Source organism: Halorhodospira halochloris, assembly GCF_002356555.2.
Classification (GTDB): Bacteria; Pseudomonadota; Gammaproteobacteria; order Nitrococcales; family Halorhodospiraceae; genus Halorhodospira; species Halorhodospira halochloris.
This window is the reverse complement of record NZ_AP017372.2, coordinates 2,606,141-2,624,150: the sequence shown is the minus strand read 5'-3', so window position 1 is coordinate 2,624,150 and position 18,010 is coordinate 2,606,141. Positions and strand designations below refer to the sequence as shown.

The 18,010-nt window shown below is 59.7% G+C and carries 17 protein-coding genes and 2 tRNA genes; 9 read left to right on the top strand and 10 right to left on the bottom strand.

What is annotated here, in order from left to right:
• Nucleotides 1–15: 15 nt before the first annotated feature.
• The 5 genes from HH1059_RS12050 (at nt 16) to ychF (ending at nt 3,433) form a co-directional block, all read left to right on the top strand.
• A tRNA-Gln gene (locus tag HH1059_RS12050) sits at nt 16–90 on the top strand.
• Nucleotides 91–148: 58 nt separating this feature from the next.
• Nucleotides 149–1,087 (top strand): ribose-phosphate pyrophosphokinase, encoded by a 939-nt coding sequence (locus HH1059_RS12045; protein WP_096406376.1) that lies wholly within the window; start codon nt 149–151, stop codon nt 1,085–1,087.
• Between the two features lie 27 nt (nt 1,088–1,114).
• Complete coding sequence (locus HH1059_RS12040; RefSeq protein WP_096406373.1) at nt 1,115–1,741, top strand: 50S ribosomal protein L25/general stress protein Ctc; 627 nt, start codon at nt 1,115–1,117, stop codon at nt 1,739–1,741.
• Between the two features lie 7 nt (nt 1,742–1,748).
• The gene (pth, locus tag HH1059_RS12035) at nt 1,749–2,333 is read left to right on the top strand and encodes an aminoacyl-tRNA hydrolase (RefSeq protein WP_338072299.1); all 585 of its coding nucleotides are present in this window, start codon (nt 1,749–1,751) and stop codon (nt 2,331–2,333) included.
• 8 nt (nt 2,334–2,341) lie between these two features.
• On the top strand, nt 2,342–3,433 hold the full coding sequence (gene ychF / locus HH1059_RS12030) for a redox-regulated ATPase YchF (RefSeq protein ID WP_096406368.1): 1,092 nt from the start codon (nt 2,342–2,344) through the stop codon (nt 3,431–3,433).
• Nucleotides 3,434–3,500: 67 nt separating this feature from the next.
• On the opposite strand, the gene HH1059_RS12025 is transcribed toward ychF, so the two are convergent.
• Complete coding sequence (locus HH1059_RS12025) at nt 3,501–3,830, bottom strand: HPF/RaiA family ribosome-associated protein (RefSeq protein WP_096406365.1); 330 nt, start codon at nt 3,828–3,830, stop codon at nt 3,501–3,503.
• Between the two features lie 301 nt (nt 3,831–4,131).
• On the opposite strand from HH1059_RS12025, the gene HH1059_RS12020 reads away from it, so the two are divergent.
• The gene (locus HH1059_RS12020) at nt 4,132–4,425 is read left to right on the top strand and encodes a hypothetical protein (RefSeq protein WP_096406362.1); all 294 of its coding nucleotides are present in this window, start codon (nt 4,132–4,134) and stop codon (nt 4,423–4,425) included.
• 47 nt (nt 4,426–4,472) lie between these two features.
• Here HH1059_RS12020 and HH1059_RS12015 read toward each other — a convergent pair whose 3' ends face one another.
• Both HH1059_RS12015 and dxs read right to left on the bottom strand, forming a co-directional pair.
• Nucleotides 4,473–5,576, bottom strand: coding sequence for an RNA ligase (locus tag HH1059_RS12015; protein ID WP_162549545.1), 1,104 nt, complete (start codon nt 5,574–5,576; stop codon nt 4,473–4,475).
• Nucleotides 5,569–7,437, bottom strand: coding sequence for a 1-deoxy-D-xylulose-5-phosphate synthase (gene dxs, locus HH1059_RS12010; protein ID WP_096406357.1), 1,869 nt, complete (start codon nt 7,435–7,437; stop codon nt 5,569–5,571). The genes HH1059_RS12015 and dxs overlap by 8 nt, the downstream gene beginning before the upstream one ends.
• A 331-nt stretch (nt 7,438–7,768) precedes the next feature.
• Between dxs and HH1059_RS12005 the strand changes: the two genes are divergently transcribed.
• Complete coding sequence (locus HH1059_RS12005) at nt 7,769–7,969, top strand: hypothetical protein (RefSeq protein WP_096406355.1); 201 nt, start codon at nt 7,769–7,771, stop codon at nt 7,967–7,969.
• 111 nt (nt 7,970–8,080) lie between these two features.
• Here HH1059_RS12005 and HH1059_RS12000 read toward each other — a convergent pair whose 3' ends face one another.
• Nucleotides 8,081–8,272: a hypothetical protein gene (locus tag HH1059_RS12000; protein ID WP_096406352.1), complete on the bottom strand. Its 192-nt coding sequence runs from the start codon at nt 8,270–8,272 to the stop codon at nt 8,081–8,083.
• A 329-nt stretch (nt 8,273–8,601) separates the two neighbouring features.
• Between HH1059_RS12000 and HH1059_RS11995 the strand changes: the two genes are divergently transcribed.
• Nucleotides 8,602–8,678 (top strand) — tRNA-Met (locus HH1059_RS11995).
• A gap of 100 nt (nt 8,679–8,778) precedes the next feature.
• Here HH1059_RS11995 and HH1059_RS11990 read toward each other — a convergent pair.
• Genes HH1059_RS11990 through HH1059_RS11965 form a run of 6 tightly spaced genes read right to left on the bottom strand, consistent with a single transcriptional unit; the run spans nt 8,779 to nt 16,382 of the window.
• On the bottom strand, nt 8,779–9,600 hold the full coding sequence (locus HH1059_RS11990; RefSeq protein WP_096406350.1) for a PilZ domain-containing protein: 822 nt from the start codon (nt 9,598–9,600) through the stop codon (nt 8,779–8,781).
• A complete protein-coding gene (locus HH1059_RS11985) occupies nt 9,593–10,654 on the bottom strand; it encodes a glycoside hydrolase family 26 protein (protein WP_096406347.1) in 1,062 nt (353 codons plus the stop codon). Before HH1059_RS11985 ends, HH1059_RS11990 begins: the two co-directional genes overlap by 8 nt.
• Nucleotides 10,651–12,354: a glycosyltransferase family 2 protein gene (locus tag HH1059_RS11980; RefSeq protein ID WP_096406345.1), complete on the bottom strand. Its 1,704-nt coding sequence runs from the start codon at nt 12,352–12,354 to the stop codon at nt 10,651–10,653. Before HH1059_RS11980 ends, HH1059_RS11985 begins: the two co-directional genes overlap by 4 nt.
• A gap of 18 nt (nt 12,355–12,372) precedes the next feature.
• The gene (locus HH1059_RS11975; RefSeq protein WP_096406342.1) at nt 12,373–15,003 is read right to left on the bottom strand and encodes a tetratricopeptide repeat protein; all 2,631 of its coding nucleotides are present in this window, start codon (nt 15,001–15,003) and stop codon (nt 12,373–12,375) included.
• 3 nt (nt 15,004–15,006) lie between these two features.
• Entirely contained in the window at nt 15,007–15,681 is a 675-nt protein-coding gene (locus tag HH1059_RS11970; RefSeq protein ID WP_096406339.1) for a tetratricopeptide repeat protein, read from the bottom strand.
• Entirely contained in the window at nt 15,678–16,382 is a 705-nt protein-coding gene (locus HH1059_RS11965; protein ID WP_096406337.1) for a tetratricopeptide repeat protein, read from the bottom strand. Before HH1059_RS11965 ends, HH1059_RS11970 begins: the two co-directional genes overlap by 4 nt.
• 342 nt (nt 16,383–16,724) lie before the next feature.
• Here HH1059_RS11965 and HH1059_RS11960 point away from each other — a divergent pair, with 342 nt between their 5' ends.
• Nucleotides 16,725–17,909, top strand: coding sequence for a PP2C family protein-serine/threonine phosphatase (locus tag HH1059_RS11960; protein WP_096406334.1), 1,185 nt, complete (start codon nt 16,725–16,727; stop codon nt 17,907–17,909).
• The last annotated feature ends 101 nt before the right edge of the window (nt 17,910–18,010 follow it).

Sequence of the window (18,010 nt, the reverse complement as noted above, 5' to 3'; positions counted from 1 at the left end):
CAACCAATCGACAAATGGGGCGTAGCCAAGCGGTAAGGCACCGGTTTTTGGTACCGGCATTCGCAGGTTCGAATCCTGCCGCCCCAGCCATATACTCTTGATTGCCGAGTAGAGGGATGGACGTCTAGCCGTGCATATCAACGGTCCTATGATGGTTTTTACGGGGAATTCTAATCCCCACCTCGCCGAAGCGATAGCAGCCCACCTCAAAGCACGTCTCGGACACGCCGTAGTAGACCGGTTCAGTGACGACGAGATAATGGTGGAGATCAACGAACATGTCCGAGGGAAGGATGTGTTCGTGGTTCAGTCTACATGTCGTCCCGCTAACGACAACCTCATGGAGTTGCTGACCATTGTAGATGCGCTGCGGCGTTCCTCGGCAGCTCGGGTCACTGCGGTGATTCCCTATTTCGGTTATGCTCGCCAGGATAGGCGGCCGCGCTCGCAGCGAGTTCCTATATCGGCAAAACTTGTTGCGGACATGCTGCAGGCGGCCGGTTACGACAGAATCATAACCGTAGATGTTCACGCCGACCAGATCCAGGGTTTCTTCAATATACCTGTAGACAATGTCTATGCATCGCCGATCCTGCTCGGGGATATATGGAGGCAGCTATACCCGCGCAAGGTCGTCGTCTCCCCCGATGTCGGTGGAGTTGTAAGGGCTCGCGCTGTAGCAAAGCGTTTGGATGACGCTGAATTGGCAATAATTGATAAGCGACGGCCGCGACCCAATGAGTCGTCCATAATGCACATCATTGGTGATGTTGAAGATAAGACGTGCATAATCGTGGATGATATAGTGGACACTGCGGGGACTCTTTGTCAGGCAGCAAATGCGCTCAAGGATAGGGGCGCGCGCAAAGTGGTTGCCTATATAACTCACCCGGTTCTCTCCGGCGATGCAGTAAACAAGATTGCCGCCTCGGGGCTTGATGAACTGGTGGTAAGTGATAGTATCCCGCTTAGTGATAAGGCGGCAGCGTGCCCGAACATTAGGCAGTTGAGCATTGCGGAAATACTTGCTGAGACTATGCGTCGAGTGAGCAACGACGAGTCTGTCAGCGAGCTTTTCGTTGAGTGAACATAAAATTTAGGAGTTGGTAAGATCATGACGGTGGAAATGACGCTCGACGCGCATCCGCGCAGCGAAACCGGCCGTGGGGCTATGCGCCGCTTACGTCGCGCACGGCGGGTGCCCGGAATCGTCTACGGTGCAGGAAAAGAACCACAGCCGGTGGCAATAGACAACGATCAGTTGTATAGGTTGCTTGAGGAGGAGAGCTTCTTCTCTTCGATCCTGGAGCTCAAAATTGGCTCTGAGAAGACCCAGGCCATCGTTAAGGACATGCAGCGCCATCCTTATAAGCCTTTGGTGCAGCATATAGATCTGCAGCGAGTCCAATCGGATAGGAAGATCTTTGTCCAAGTGCCGCTGCATATCCATGGTGAGGAGGTGTCGCCCGGGGTTAAGAAAGGCGGTGTTCTGCATCACGATATGCTGGATATAGAGGTCGTGTGTTATCCGCAAGATCTGCCCACCCATATCGATGTCGACGTCTCTAAGCTTGATGTTGGCAAAGCGGTTCATATAAGCGAATTGCACCTGCCTAGCGGAGTAGAGTCAGCTGCGCTGCAACACGGAGTTGGACATGATGCGCCTGTGGTATCGGTTCAGGCAACTCGTAAGACGCGCGGCGGAGACTCCGGCGGCGAAGAGTCAGCCGAAAGCGAGTGATCCGCCAGTGCAAGGTCAAGAGGGTGAGTTTAGGCTCATCGTCGGCCTTGGCAACCCCGGCGCAAAGTACGAAGGAACCCGGCACAATGCCGGGTTCTGGTTTATTGAGGAGTTGCTCCGGCGCCATGGCGGCGAGCTGCGTCTGGAAAAGAAATTTTCCGGCGTAACAGGCCGTGTGAACATAGATGGTTATACTTGCCGATTGCTTGAGCCTACTACCTTCATGAATCATAGCGGCAACTCGATTGGCGCGATGGCCAATTACTACAATATTCCGGTCCAGTCAATATTAGTTGCCCACGATGAGTTGGACCTCCCGCCCGGAACGGTCCGCATTAAGCGTGGCGGAGGTCATGGCGGCCATAAGGGGTTGCGACACACCCAGGCGACGTTAGGCTCGGCAGAGTTTGCTAGAGTAAGAATCGGTGTTGGCCATCCTGGCCATCGTGATGGCGTTGTCAGCCACGTCTTATCGCAGCCGAGTAAAGCGGAGCGCAGGCAACTTGAGGTCGCTGTGGAAGAGGCCGCCGAAGTGCTACCCTGGCTACTGGCGGGTGATTGGGATCGCGCCTGCCGTCAACTACATGGTTGAGTTTCCTTATGGGATTTAATTGCGGTATCGTCGGCCTGCCTAACGTGGGCAAGTCGACATTATTCAACGCCTTAACAAAAAACGATATCCCGGCCGAAAACTACCCTTTCTGCACTATAGACCCAAACGTTGGCATAGTCCCCGTGCCTGACCCGAGGCTAGATGAACTTGCCCGGCTGGTTAAGCCGAACAAGGTGGTCCCTACCACGATGGAGTTTGTCGATATCGCCGGGTTGGTATCAGGTGCTGCGCAAGGCGAGGGGTTGGGCAATCAGTTTCTGGCCCACATCCGCGAAACGGACGCCATTGCTATGGTTGTACGTTGTTTTGAGGACGAAGATGTACACCATGTAAGCGGCAGCATAGATCCAGTGTCTGATATTGAGACAATCGCAACCGAACTGGCCCTTGCCGATCTTGATACGCTAAATAAAGCCTTGCAAAGACAAGAGCGCGCAGCAAAAAGTGGCGATAAGCAGGCGGTGGGGATGCGCGATCTGCTTGAGCGAGTACGCGATGGGCTGGATAGCGGTAGCCCGGTACGGGCGCTCGATCTTGATGAGGAGAGTCGCCATAAGCTCAAGGAGTTTCACCTGCTTACTAATAAGCCGCTGATGTACATAGCCAATGTTGCAGAAGATGGGTTCGCCGAAAACCCCTTGCTGGAGTCTGTGCAGCAGCGTGCCGCAGCCGAAAAAGCTGAGGTGGTTCCGGTTTGTGCGGCCATTGAGGCGGAGTTGGCTGTTCTTGAAGACGCGGACCGAGCAGAAATGCTTAGCGCTTACGGCCTTGATGAGCCCGGATTGAATATGGTTATTCGCGCCGGCTACAGGCTGCTCGGCTTGCAGACCTTCTTCACCGCCGGCCCGCAGGAGGTGCGAGCATGGACCGTAACAGCAGGGTCAACTGCCCCACAAGCAGCGGGGAAGATTCATAGCGATATGCAGCGCGGCTTTATTCGCGCCGAAGTTACTAGCTTTGACGATCTTGTTAGCTGTGGTGGTGAGCAAGGAGCTAAAGAGGCTGGCAAGATGCGTCTTGAGGGCAAGGAATACGTCCTACAAGAAGGCGATGTAGTGCATTTCAGGTTTAATGTTTAGCACCCGCCCCAAATAGGGAGTTGTGAAGCTCCCTATAAGGCGGGATGAAAAGCCGCTTATCAGCTAATCAGTGGTTGTTGCCCCGTTGCTTGCTAGCTAACTTGCCGAAGCGAGTATCTAACACGCTTTCCAGCTTGCGCGCCGCGCCTCGCGCCGAGTCGTATGCATCCTCTGCGGTGTTCTCGGCGATGACCGGGTCAAGGCCCCGGGGCCTGGCCTCTATGCGGCAGTGCTTGTTTACCCCGCCTTTTGGTCCATTGACATCCTGGAAGTGTACTTCGATGCGTGTCAATTGGTCTCCAAAGCGCCGGTCAATGGCTCCTAGGGCCTCGTGTATGTTGCGCTCGAGAGCCTCGGATATGTGAACACCGGAGCCGGGGTTTATCTGGATCTGCATTGGCTTGAAATCTCCCTCCAGGTGGGTTATGAAAGTTAGTGACAAGTGCAGAAACGCGTTCAACTACTCTGCCCGCTGCACTTGAAGTCTATTTTGAACCAGTTGGCTGCTTAGACCAAGCTTTAGCTATACTCCTTTGCACATCATGGATGTTATCAGCTTTGTCAAGAAAGATGGTGAACGGCCGATTATGAGCAAAGGAGGATAAATAGTTTGTAGATCTAAGCCTAGTATATGCGCTTTAGGGGCTTCTGCTTGTTTTGGAGACTAGCTTGAAGGTCTAAATAGAGGAGGGGATGCCATGTTCAACGTTCCCCCAATTCGTGATGTAAGTCGGAACATCCAGCTGCGTAAACTCAAGGAAGTGAACGCGGTTGAGCCGGTAGCGCCGTTTCCACGCATTGAGAAGACTGGGCATAGGAGTGATGAGCCTGATCGGCCTGATGCCATTGATGAGCGTTTGCGCAATGACAAAAATAAGCGCAAAGCTTTGGCTGATAATGGGTCGCAGGATAAACAGCCGGCGCGCCAGGAGGGTTCTGATGCTATCGATCAGCAAGATGATGGCCAGCACCAGCTCGACGAGTACGCATGATAGTTTTCTGCGTAGTAGTCAGATATAGGGCGGCGGCTAGATTTGGGCTAGTCGTGGACCTGACCACCACTGAGAAAGTTGGCAAGGAGGCCGCTGACGCGAGGGAAGACACGCTCAAAGGTTAAGACCCAATAGCCGTCTTGATCCTCTTCTAGTGATCTGACTGATGAGTGAATCTCTCTCTGTGGTGCTCGGCTAATGTGCTGAATAAAACGCTCGGCGTTAATGCGGTGCCGGAAGCGACACTCAAAGTGGTGTGAGACCTTGTGTGTTGCTGGGTGGTTGCGTGCGGCCTCCAGCAGGGGGTCAATCAGGGCGCAGCCGAGCTCATAGCGAAGCTGTGAGGAATCGAGCTGCGGCGATTCCTCGAGGATGAGCACTAGTCGCAGCAGTCTATTGGTGAAGTATTCTGCTGGCATGTCCATCAAGGCGTCACCCATAGCCCGGATGTCTTGCACCACTGAGGCTGGGGTGACATATTTGGCGCGCTTCTGTCGTGCCCCCTCCTCCTTTAGCACTAGGCCTTCTACCCCCCGATCATCGAGCTCTGGAAGAATATCCCTGATCTGTTGGGCTTGATGGGGCTCGAAACGCCCATGGTAAGGTACTGCTGGCAGGTTGAATTGCCTAATGATGTTCAGCTTCTCGGTGGTTTCAAAAAAACCAAGCTCATCAAAGCGCATCAAGTCGAATACCAGTAATACTATCTCATCGCTAATATCAGGTGGATGCCCTTCGAGGTACGGGTTGCCGGGCCCGGCTACTTCACCGCAAATTACTAAGTCGGGGTGACTATCAAGTATGTCGGTATCTATTAGATCAGGTAAGCGGTCAGTGGTGAATGGGCAGACGAACCCGCCTCGGGAGAAGGCTAGATAGTGCCCTTCGTGCTTAACTATCCTTACGTTGTAGCCGTCGATCTTCTCTTCGGCATGGAACGGGGCATAAAATTGTTGCTCAAGCCCTTGCTCGAGATTAAGAACCCGACCTATTGATGGGTAGCCTGGTACTGCACGGTTATTGAGGAACACGGTACCCCTTGGCCAGCCGCCCTGTGCATCTGTTAGCCGGATATAGTCGATCTCGGCAAAGCGTTCGTGCTTAGCCTTTTTCTTCTCCAATGCTTGGGAGATTAAGGATTCGTTAGTCAAGATTATCTTCTCTTAAGACAACTTGCCTCAAGCCTTGAGCGTCTAGGCCTAACGTGGCGAGCAGTTCATCACGCTCGCCGTGCTCAATCGGTCGGTCAGGGAGCCCCATGTGAGTAATGGATACATTTTTTACGCCCTCTCTATGCAAAAATTCACTGACCGCGCTGCCCGCGCCTCCGCTAATGACATTCTCCTCAATGGTAACTATATGGTGATGGCAGCTAGCAATATCAGCAATGGTTTCAGTGTCGAGGGGTTTAACGAAACGCATGTCTACTATAGTCAGGTCTAACTCATCTGCAACGGCTTCTGCTGCGGCAAGCAGCGGGCCAAATGCTAGGACTACAGTGCCCGATTCTCCGCTGCGTTTGACTACTGCCTTGCCTACTGGGATCGGCTCGAGGTCGTCGGGCAGTTTTGTGGCATTGTCTTTGCCGCGCGGATAGCGAATTGCCGATGGCCCTGTGTGGGTTAGTCCGGTGCTTAACATCCGCCAGCACTCAACCGCGCTGCTCGGGGCCATGATCACCATATCCGGGATACAGCGCAAAAAGCTAATGTCGTATGTGCCTTGGTGAGTGGCGCCGTCGGCTCCGACTATGCCGGCCCTGTCGATGGCGAAAATCACTGGGAGCCGCTGTAAGGCAACATCGTGGATTAGCTGGTCATAGCCGCGTTGCAAGAAGGTGGAGTAAATTGCTACTACCGGTTTGGTGCCCTCACAAGCAAGCCCGGCGGCGAAGGTTATAGCATGTTGTTCGGCTATGCCAACGTCAAAAAAACGTGCTGGAAACTGTTCGGCAAACTCATTTAGACCGGATCCCTCGCGCATGGCAGGGGTTATCGCCTGAACTCTTGAGTCCTCAGCGGCAGCTCGGCATATCCAGCGACTGAACACATCAGTGTAGCTTAGCGAGCCGCTTGCCGACTTGGTTAAACCATGCTTGGGGTCAAAGCGGCCGACACCGTGATAGCTAATGGGGTCTTTTTCTGCCGGGGCATAACCCTTGCCTTTGCGGGTAACTATATGCAGTAGGCGGGGTCCCGGTTGATCGCGAAGGTTCTGGAGCACTTGGATAAGGCCTGGCAGGTCATGTCCATCAACCGGGCCAAAGTAGTTAAAGCCAAGCTCCTCGAACAGTGTGCCGGGGGCGAGCATTCCCTTTACATGCTCTTCGGTCCGTCTGGCCAGCTGGTGAACGGGAGGGACGTGGCGCAACACATCGCGAGCCCCTCTGCGCAGCGACCCGGTCAGTGGTGCGGAGAGCAATCTTGTTAAGTAGTTGGACAGTGCGCCGACGTTTTCGGATATCGACATCTCATTGTCGTTGAGGATGACTAGTAGGTCGGCTTCAATCCCCCCGGCGTGATTAAGGGCCTCAAATGCCTCACCGGCGGTCATGCCGCCATCGCCGATAACCGCTATGCTGCGCCTGCCTGAGCCAGTAGCCTGGGCACCTAGCGACATGCCAAGTGCAGCACTTATGCTTGTTGAAGAGTGGCCTACACCAAAGGCATCAAAAGTGCTCTCGTCTCGGCAGGGAAATCCAGCTGGTCCGTCGCTCTGGCGAATACGTTTGAGCTCTTCCCTGCGGCCGGTTAAAACCTTATGGGCGTAGCACTGGTGGCCAACGTCCCATACAACTCGGTCATCTGGGGTGTTCAAGGTGTAGTGGAGGGCTATGGTTAGCTCTACAGCCCCAAGTCCGGCGGCTAGATGGCCGCCACTTTGCGAAACGCAATCGATAAGGTATTCGCGAACCTCCTGAGCCAAATGAGGTAATCGCTCAATGGGCAATGTCCGCAGTTCGCTTGGGGTGTTTATATGGGGTAACAAGTTTTTGTCTGAAGGGTAGCGCATGTTGTCCATAATCCAGATGATAACTTAAATCGCCGTCTAAGGGTTGCACTATTGAAACTTTAAAACTACCCCTGGGGTGTTGGCTGTTCCGGTGTGGATGATGCCGTGAATCCACCTAGCGGCTTCATGCCGCCGTCCCGGTGCTAACACCCCCATATCGGGGCAGCCAAATGACTCAGGGAGGTAGAGGCGCCCAATATGGCAGGTTCGGATATGCAAAAGGAAGAGCTTGTAATTGATCACGATCGGGGTAGTATTAGGTCTTATACTTTGAAAGGGATACTATCTTGTTGTCTGCTGGCGACATCTATGTCAGGAGGGAGGGATAAGTATGGAATTGGTGGGTATTCTCAGCATTGGTGCCGGCCTCTACGGCGGCTACAAAGGGCACCAAGCCAAGGAGGCCATTAAGGCAGCTATCGAAGACCAGACCGATCTGCTTAGGGGCCAAATGCTATTGGTAAGTGCCAGTGTGCAGGGGAAGGATGACTGTGCCGATGGCTGTGGTCGCTATATAGATGATTTCGTTTAAACCAGCCTTATTCAAATAGCGTGCAGAATTGGTGTTGGTATAAATTCGAAGCACCCCCCGTAAGCGCCTTGCACTCTGCAGGGGTGCTCAGCGGTTAGACAGTTCGCGTTGCTACCACTGTTCTCCACCGCCGCCAAATGGATCCTCTTCTTGTTGTGGCTCTGGCTGACCCCACGGATCCTCTCCTTCTGGAGCTGGCTCAGTGCCCGGCTCGGCAGGCTCTTGTTCTTGGCCGGCGCACCCTGCCATACCTGCGCTTATGAGTAGGCCGAGAAGCATGGCGAAAAGCATCTTGTACGGCATTGAAACCTCCTGATCGCAAATTGTGTTTTCTGCTTACTAGCAATATTTCACTCTAGCCATGGAACAAGAATGCATTTTTTGTGCCAATAACGTCAGTGCTTCGGGGTCCAGCCGACAGCATCTTAAGCCGCTCACAGAGTTTTCGTCCGCACCCCATATCGGTGTGGCGACGGCTTTAGTCGCCTATGAGCGACGCAAAAAGCTACTGATTATAAAGGGATTGGTTTGAGGCTAGTGGTTTTTTGTCGCAAATAGGCAACACCTGCGCACAGTTCTGTGAATGTTGACATAGTCGGTGTTCTGAAAGAGAATAGGCTGGACAGACTGAAGGCTATGTAGCTCAGCTGGTTAGAGCGTCGCACTCATAATGCGAAGGTCGGTGGTTCGACTCCACCCATAGCCACCATAAGATCAAGCACTTAAAAAGCTCACATCAGCTGCCGAACTTTTACCCCGGGTAGCCCCCCCAGCTGTGCGACCTGTTGATTCCGGTTTAACCCTACCCGTCAAAGCGCCTGAATGTAGATCATGACGTAGGCGTTGTAATTGAGATAGAGCCGGTGTTCCAGCGTCTTGATCGAGCCCAGATAGAGCTCGGAGGTCTCGGTGCCAAGGGCGAACTCGAAGAGCTCCAGGTTGATCTCCGGCTCCATTGCGGCACGGAATTCGTCGAGGTCGATGCGGTCTGTGATTGGGGTCTCGAACTCGGGAGTATCACTTGCTAGCAGATCGAATGGTTCCAGGTAGGCGAGGTTATCCTGGATTCGCCGACGAACGTCGCCGATGATCTGTTCCCGGAAGACGCCATACTCCACCCGGTCGAGGTCGCTGACCCGGGAGAAGAGGGACTCCAGGTGGCGGAGATAGATCAGGATCCCGCGCTTGAGTAGGACCGAGTCGTGGATGATTCGCTGCGCTAGGGCTTCCGGGGACTTAAAGCGCCTGAGGTCGATCTGGATCTGCTGATCATCGATCGAAATTGCCAGCGGATAGGATAGTGGAGCGCCACTGGTCAACCGAGCTCCTACCATCTGCCCTGTCTCGTCCTCAGAGTAGCGCTGCCAAGTGACGTAACCTTGGTTGAGGATCCGTCGTTCGCCAAAGAAGAAGGGGAGATGGAAAAAAACCGGATCCCCTTGCCGAAGGCGCTCGCGGTTGGTCAGCCAGCTCGGCAGAAATACGCCTACGCCGCTGCTGCTGACGTCGCGCAGCAGGTACTGGAACGGCTGCAAGTTATCGCCGCGTGAGCCGAGAAACGGCAGGGTGATGGACTCAATGGGGTGCCGCAGCTCCCGGCGTGCCTCAGCAGCGGGGGTGGTCTCACTCATCGTTCGGAGACTCCTCGCGCGCGTCCCCAGAACCTCCCTGCATGCGCCGCAGGGGGTCGAGCGCGGTGTCCTCAACGCCGGCGTCTAGGCGCCAGTCCAGCTCCTTGTCGTTGTGGAACCAGACGACCCCGGCCAGCTGCCATTCCATCGCCGTCGCCGCGGCCTGCTCTATCCAGCGCGCCTTATCGCCGCCCTCCACAGCGCTGGCGGTCTCGAGGACGTAAATGGGCTTCTCCGGGGCGAGTTCCCGCAGGGTGCGATAAAGGGGCTCGAAGATGGTCCGGAAGGACTGGTGCTGGCTCTGCCACCCGTGCTCGGCCGGGGTCTGTGTGGTGCCCCAGTTGTAGCCATCCATGGCTAACACGTCGACTTTGTCATTACCCGGGTAGTACGCCTCCGGCCGGTTCCAGGCAGCGTCCGAATCGTGCTCCGGGGAGGGCACCGACTCGGCGTTGGGGTTGAAGGCGAAGCGGGCGTGCTCGGCGGCACCCTCCTCGCGGAAGATGCGCACTACGTAGCGGAACATCTCCCGGTAACGCTCCGGAGTCTCGGGGCCGTAGGTCTCCGGGGTCGCCTCCCCCCAATGGTAGCGGATCAGGTTCATCTCATGGGCGAAGCGGATGAGTACCGGATCCCCGAAGGCCTTAACTCCACGGGCGAAGCGGCGCAGGTAGGGGTCATAGGTGCCGTCCGTGATCGCCGAAGCGGGGAGGATGTGCTCCTCGCCGTCCTGAACGTGCATCGGCTCCCAGGTCAGTACCGGGCGGGCGTCAGTGTCCCGGATGGCCACCAGTTGCTCGGCGGGGAAGTTATCGTGCCGCGGATCCTCAGGGAACTGGGTAAAAATGGCAACGAGGTCCAGTTCCAGGTCGAGCTCGCGCTCGATGGTGGCGAGGCGCTCGCGGGTCGCCTTGCCGTCGAGCGCAACCCCGAAGGGGACCTTTGCGTCTGCGGTCGGTGCTGCGCTGCCCGCCGAGGCCAGAGAGGTCACAAGGACATGGGCGCCGAGAAGGAGGAGGCCGCCGGTCCATTGGATGAGGCGCCGATAGATCATGCCGTATGTTCCTGTGCCGGGTTATTAAAGTAGAACACTGCCAGCAGGATGCCTAGGTGGTAAAGGCACCAGAGCGTGTTGACCAGGATGGCCCATATTGGCTCCTGCTCGAAGAGGGCCCGCATGATGCCCCAGGTGATAGCGATGATGGACAGCGCGATCAGGCTAAGGTGGGGCCACAGCGCCCGCAGCGGCGCGGCGTGGCTACCCGCCTTCGGGGTGGTGGTAAAGGTCCCGCGGACGCCGAGGATGCCGAGCAAACTGGCCTTGATGTAGACCGGGAAGGCCGTGGCCTGGAGGACGATCCCGGATACTAGATCCCGCAGTCGGTATTTGCGTTGGCTCATGACCAGGGTAAAGACGGCGAGCGCGATCACGATGTAGGGGAAGAAGAACAGCAGATAGATATCCGCCCGGGCGAAGAAGCTCGGCACCCCCAGCAGCAGATACAGGGCTGGGCTCAGGACCAAGATCAGGAACACCCATCCCACGAAATAGTGGCTGCCGGAGAGGGTGTACTCCCACCACTTGGCCGCCGAGAGTTGGCGAGGGGAGCGGACGAGCCCCTGGAGAATCCTGCGGAACAGGCCCACCGTACCTAGCGCCCAGCGGAACTGCTGCTTGAAGTAGCTGCTCAGGTCCTCCGGCCCCTGGCCGAAGGCGCAGATCCGGTTGACGTAGGCCGAGCGCCAGCCGCGGGAGTGGAAGCGTAACGAGGTGGCGAAGTCCTCGGTTACCGAGCTCTCGTCGAAGCCGCCGACATCTTTGAGAGCTTCGCGGCGGAGTAAGACGTTGGTACCGCAGCAGAACATGGTGTCCTGGGAGCTTTTCCCCTCGCAGATGTACTCGTAGAAGATCGCCTGCTGCATGCCGGCGGCGTGGGCCACCCGGTTGCTCTCGAAGTTGGAGTAGTACTGTGGCGTCTGGATAAAGGCCAGATCCGGCTCCGCCTCCATCTGGGCGACAAGGGGTTCGGCGAAGTCGGGCAGCGGGTTCATGTCTGCATCGAAGACAGCGACGTATTTGATGTCGAAGGGCCGGTCATCCAGTGGGCTACGCCGGAGCTCAAAGCCCTCTGGCGGGCGGCCGTCGAGGAAGGCGAGGAAGTCATTGATCATCCCGGCCTTGGCGCCACGCCAGGGGCGACGGAAGAGGTGGACACCGATGCGCTGGCACATCTCATCGAGGGCCTGGCGATATTCTGTCATCTCCGGCGAGCGCTGATCGGCGGGGTCGTAGCGCGTGTCGTCGAGCAGGAATAGCCGCTTGTTGGGGTAGGTGAGGTTGTAGAAGCAGGTGAGCGTCTCCTCGACGAGCCACAGTGGCTCCCGGTAGGCGGCGACGATGATCGCGACCTCCGGAGGCTCCTTTTCGGCGAGCTGCGCCTGGGCTTGCTCGTCGATGAACCGCGGCGCTGACGACTGCGGGGTGCCGTCGGTGGTAGCGGCGGCCCGGGGCCCGCCCCGGGGCCCGCCCCCGCGGTTGACATGGTAGACGTTGAGGAAGTAACCGAGCGCGTGGACCATGATGAACAGCTCGGCGAGCAGCAGCAGCGAGGCTGCTGCCTTCTCAACCCAGAGGTAGTCCGCGAAGAGGAACAGCGTAGTGCGGGCGATCAGGTAGAGCAGGATGGTGCAGATCGCTACGCCCGCGAGGGCGAGCGTCAGGTTCCGGTTCAAGTAGCGGGTGAGCTTGGCCATAGACTATCCGTTACCGCGTCAGTGGAAGTGCCAGGTAGCGCGCAGGGCCAAGCCCTCGGTGTCCCACTCGCTCGAGCGTTCCAGGAAGGTGTCGGCCGACAGCTGGAGCCGCTCCGAGGCGTCCCAGATGTACGCCAAGCTCCAGCGCGCGCCGCTGTTGCCGTCACTATCGGTGTAGGGCGCGACCCGGAGCCGGTAGTGGTGCGCCAGCGCCCGGCAGGCAAAGACCTCTGCTAGGTCGTGGCGCCACTCCAGGAACAGGCGTTTGGCGACATACCGCTGGGGCGTCCAGTAGCCGAACTCCTCCACGCCCTGGTTCTGATGCCCGTTTTCGGGGGCGCTATTGTCCTCGTCGTCCTCGTCGTAGTCGCGGTACTGGAGCGTCAAGCCCAGCGTGAGCTTGCGGGGGTGATCGGTGATACGCGCCCGCGGCTGGAGTTCCAGCAGGTAGCCGCGGTTGTCGTCGCTGTAGTCGGCCAGCTCCGCGCGGCTAGTTAGATCGATCCGTCGATGTGGGTAGTGGTCGAGCTCGAGCTCAACCACGCGCCGGTAAACCCGATCTTGCGCCGTCCGCGCGTTGCGCAGGACCCGCTGCCGGGCCAGCGCGGCGCCAGCGCGCCAGTGGTCGTCGGGGTGGTACTCGGCCTGCGTCCGCCCCTCGGTGGCGTTCCTCGCCTCGGCTTCGTCGAGACGCGTGTGCGCGAGTTCGGCACGCCAGAGCAACTGCGGGCCGGCGACGCCGGTCAGTGCGCCCTGGATCCGGCTTCCCCGGGTCTGATCGAGCGCCTCTGGGGTCTCCGAATTGAAGTCGTAGTGGAGACGATCGACAGTGACTTCACCGTGTGCCCGCCGGCCGACAGGGAGGCTGCCATGGAGGCCGTAGCTACTCACCTCGATCTCGGTCTCCTGACCGGATTCGCTGCGGTACGCAGCCTGTACCCCGGCCTTGGGGCTGCGCTCGCGGCGCAGGAGCTCGAGGCCCTGTCGGGCCTGCCCGTGCTGCGGCTCGATGTCGAGTAGCTGCTGGTAGGTCTCGCGCTCCAGCTCGCACAGCCCTAGACTGCAGGCTACCTGGGCCTGGTCGAGAAGCGTCTTCTGGTTGCCGGGCTGGAAATGGGTCGCTCGCTGTAGCACGGACAGCGCCTCGCGCGGACGCTGCTGCCGGACGAGGAGCTTGCTGCGCCCCTCTAGGTAGACCGCCTTCTGCAGAGCATAGCGAGGGTAGTCCGGGTGGTCGGCGATCGGCTCCCCGTGCTCGATAAGTCGGGCCTCGAGCTCGGCAAAGGGTGGGTCGCCCGCCTGCAGGATGGCGTCGGCTGCGACTCCCAGTTCGGGGTGCTCCACCCATGCCTCCTGCGAGCCCACCAGCAGGGCCTCGTAGCGGCCCAAGGACTCCTCGTGCTCGCCGGCCCACCACGCGACACGCGCTGCCTCCCAGGCGAAGGTTGGGTCCTCTGGGTAGGCCCTTGCAAGCGCGTCGTAGAGCTCCCGAGAGCGGTCGAACTCGTCCTGCCATGAGGCTAGCCGCGCCAGGGCTAGGCGGGGCTGGGTGGCGTCCGGGAAGCGCTCGGCTAGGGCCTCGAGCCGGGACTCGGCCGCGTCCAGCGCACCGAGCGAGAGCAGCAGATCGGCATGCAAGTAACAGGCGAGGGTGAGCTCCGGCTCATGCGCCAGCGCCTCCCGGACGGTTTCCTCGGCCTGCTGTATCTCGCCCTGCTCGGTGAGGCGCTGGGCCTTGTGGAAGAGCTCGCGCGCAGCCTCGGGGTCGGCCTCGCCGCTCGGTGCCTCCCGCTCATGCGGCGGGATCGTTTCGGCTTCCTCCCTCGGCGGCGTGGGTTGAGCCTTGCGTTCGTGTTCCGGATCAGGGACTTGCTGCGCCGCGTAGCGGGCGAGTGGTGGCGCAGCGAGCGGGTCCGCGTCGGGTGCCCGGCTAGGAGGGGGATGGGAATGGAAGCCGGTCGCCGCGGCGAGACCTTTCAGCCGGCCGAGAATGACCTCGTCCTCGGGGGCTTCAGCGAGCAAGTGGGTGTAGTGGTGCTCGGCGGCGTAGTGCCGACCCTGGGTCTGGAGGAGGTCACCGAGGCGGAGCCTGAACTCGCGATCCTCCGGCTGCTGCGCTAGGAACTCGCGCAGGATTGCCTCGGCGCGGTGGAGGGCGCCGGAGCGGATTAGAGTTTCGGTGTACTGAAGCTGCTCTTCGCGTCCGTCCAGGGGACTCAGGCCCTCGAGGATGTCGAGCGCTTGGCCCACGCGCCCGAGCGCGTTTTCGATCCGGGCCTGGAGGAGTAGGCTCGCGCGCTCCTGCGCCGTCTGTTCAGGCAGAGAGTCCAGCAGTCGGGCGGCTGCGCCGGGGCGGTCCTTCCAGTAGAGGAGTTTCGCGGTATCGGTGATCAGCTCCGGATCCTCGGGAGCATCCTCAAGCAGGCGGCGGTAATGGTGCAAGGCCTGCTCCCAGCGCTCGGGCTGGTAGGAGAGCAGCCGAGCGAGCTGGTGCCGCGCCTCGTGGTCGGTGATGTGCTCCTGCGCAGCGACGAGGCTCGCTTCCGCTTGCCCTTCCAAAGGCTGCGCGGAGGTCTGATCAGCCACCATGGCCAATACCAGCACCGCCGCTGCGGTGCTCGCCCCGATGGTCCGGCGGTGCCAAGGCACTGGCTACTCCTCCAGGCTACGCTGCAGCATCTCGATGGCACGGTCCGGCTTGTCGGCCCAGGTCAGAACCTTGGCGAACTGTCGCTGGAGTTGCCGGTCCCGCGGTCGTGCCTCCACCAGCGCCTCGAACTGCTCGATGGCGGCGGCGTGGCGCTCCGACCAAGCTAGCGCCAGGGCCTTCTTGTGGCGGACCTCGTGGTCGTCGGGGTGCTCTGCGAGGTAGGCAGCGTAGAGCTCGATGGCGGCGTCGTAGTCGTCGTTACTCAGGTGGAGGTCGGCTATGAAGAGCCTCTCCTGCAGGCTTAGGTCCTCGGTATCGATGGCCTCGATCTCGGCGGCGGCCGCCTCGTGTTGTCCGGCCCAGAAGAGTGTTCGAGCCAGCCCCACGCGCGCCTTGATCCGCTCGGGTTCAGCCTCCAGGACCCTGCGGTACTCCTGAATAGCCTCGTCGTAGTGTTCCCGGTCGGCGAGCAGGCGGGCTAGCTCAAGGCGGGCTTGGATCTCATCCGTGTCAGCGGCGCGCCCCGGTGTCGGGTCCGGGGCAGGTGGCTCAGCCATGGGCGGTGGTGTCAGCGCGTCTGGATCCGGGAGAGAGTCTCGGTCGATGTCGTTGCCAGATGCGGCCAGCGGCGCCAGGAGTAGCAGGAGCGTTAATGGGTTGGCCTTGTCCGGTGTCATGGTGTGTCTCCCAGGTAGTGGCGGTATGCCTCGATGGCGGCGTCCGGGTTGCCGCCCCAGGCCAGGACGCGCGCCCGCAACAGCCGGGCCGGCCGGTGCTCCGGCCGCTGCTCAAGGAGCTCGGCGAGCACCGCCTCGGCGTGGGCGTATGCCCCGTTCCAAGCCAGTGTCTCAGCCCAGGCTAAGCGCACGTCGGCGCGGCTGGGGAACTCTGGAGCGGCGCCATCGTCCGGGGGCAGGCGCTGGAGCAGGTTGCGGTAGAGATCGATGGCCGCCTCGTGCTTATCAGCACGCCGCAGCAGCTCGGCGTAGTGCATCGTACCCTGCGGGGTCAGCTGCGCCCCGTCATAGAGGGATCGGGCCCGGTCGGGGTGGCCGAGGCGGTCGAGGTGGCCGGCCAGTATCGCCCGCAGGCCGGGTTCCAACTCGCCCTGTCCGCAGAGGCGGTCGATGGCGGCGAAGGCCGCATCTGCCTCGTCGCGCCGGAGCAGCTCGAGTGCGGCTTCGCGGAGTCGGTCCGGGTGGCTCAGGCCGAGCTCGACGCTCCGGCCCAGATGCTCCCCTGCAATCTCGGTATAGCCTAGCGGAGCGATCCACTCGGCGACCCGGAAGTGGACCAGGTCCGCGTTCAGGCGGGCGTAGGCGGCGGCCGTCGCGGCCACCAGGCCGAAGATACCTAGAGCGATGACCCCCTTCCTCAATACGTGCTTCCTCAGTACATGCTAGCCGCGGCCCGATTGGGAACCTCTAAAAATTTCGCCGGCGCCACCATCCGCCCCAGTGTGGAGGTCTTGGCGCCAGGGATGGCGCCATGAAGCCTCCAGGGATGGATTCACGGCGTCCTCCACACTGGGGCGGATGGTGGCGCCGGCGAAATTTTTAGAGGCACCCGATTGGAGGTATAGATTATCGTAACAGCTGCGGAACGCGCACTAACAGCCTAGAAGGTTTTGCCAGTATGTGGTAGCTTGCCCGGATGAGATGTAAACGCTCGAACGACAGTTGTGCGATAGGCAAGTCTGCTCCGATTCGAGGGGCGAGGCATGGAGGTAGATGAGGACGCTACCGCCGAAAGGCCGACGGTACTCATCGTTGACGATCAGTCGACGAACCTGGAGCGGCTAGCAAAGCTGCTCAACGACGCCTATCGGGTCCTCATCGCCAAGAGCGGCGAGAAGGCGCTGGAGATCATTGCTCGCCAGCGCCTGCCTGATGTCATTCTCCTCGATATCGTCATGCCCGGCATGAGCGGCTACGAGGTCCTCGAGCGGCTGCAGCAGGAGCCGCATACGCAAGGGATCCCGGTGATCTTCATTACGGCGAAGAGAGAGGAGGCTGAGGAGGCGCATGGGCTGGACCTCGGAGCGGTCGACTACATTACTAAGCCGTTCAGCGGTGCGGTGGTCCGGGCCCGCGTTTGGACACACACCCAACTCAAGATCCGCTCGGACGAGCTGGCTGCCAAGAATCGATGCCTCCAGGAGCAGCGGCGCAAGATCGAGCAGGACCTCGCCGTCGCCTCGCGCATCCAGCAGACACTCCTGCCGGAGGCACAGCCGGATGATTCTGACTATAACTTAGCCTGGTCCTACCAGCCGTGCGATGAACTCGGCGGCGACGCCCTATCGGTGATCCCCCTGAGCGATGGCCGGATCGCGCTCTACATGCTGGATGTTAGCGGCCACGGGGTCGCCGCCGCGCTGGTCTCGTTCGTTGCCGCGCAGTCGCTCCGCCAGCGAGTGACTGAGCGCGGCGAGGTCTCGCCGGCGGCCATCCTAGAGGCGCTGGATGCCGAGTTCCCGCTGGAGCGTTTCGAGAAGTTCTTCACCATCCTCTTCCTGATTTACGATCCCGTGGCCAGCGAGATCCGCTACTGCAACGCCGGCCACCCGCCGGGGCTACTGGTGCGCCAGCAGGGCGGGTGCGAGACCCTTGCCACCGGCGGTCTCCCGATCGGCGTCGGGGGATGGGGCTCTTACGAGGAGGGCGTGGTCGCAGTCGGGCGAGGCGATCTCCTGCTCATCTACACCGACGGTCTCGTGGAGTTCGAGGACAGCATGGGCACGCCCTTTTCGGAGGAGCGCCTTGAGGCTGCGCTGGAGCAGTGGCGGGGGGGTACGGCCGAAGGGGTGGTACGTGGCATCGAGCGGATGATGGCGGCGCATACCGAGGAGGTGCCGGAGGACGACGTGACATTCGCCTGCCTGAGCGTGAGAGGTCGGCGGTGAGTATCACGCAGGAGCATAATGGGTCCGGTGCGAGCCGGGATTTGTTGGCTGAGAGAGACGGTCCGCTCAGCATAAGGGATGAGTTCGATAAGGGGGAACAG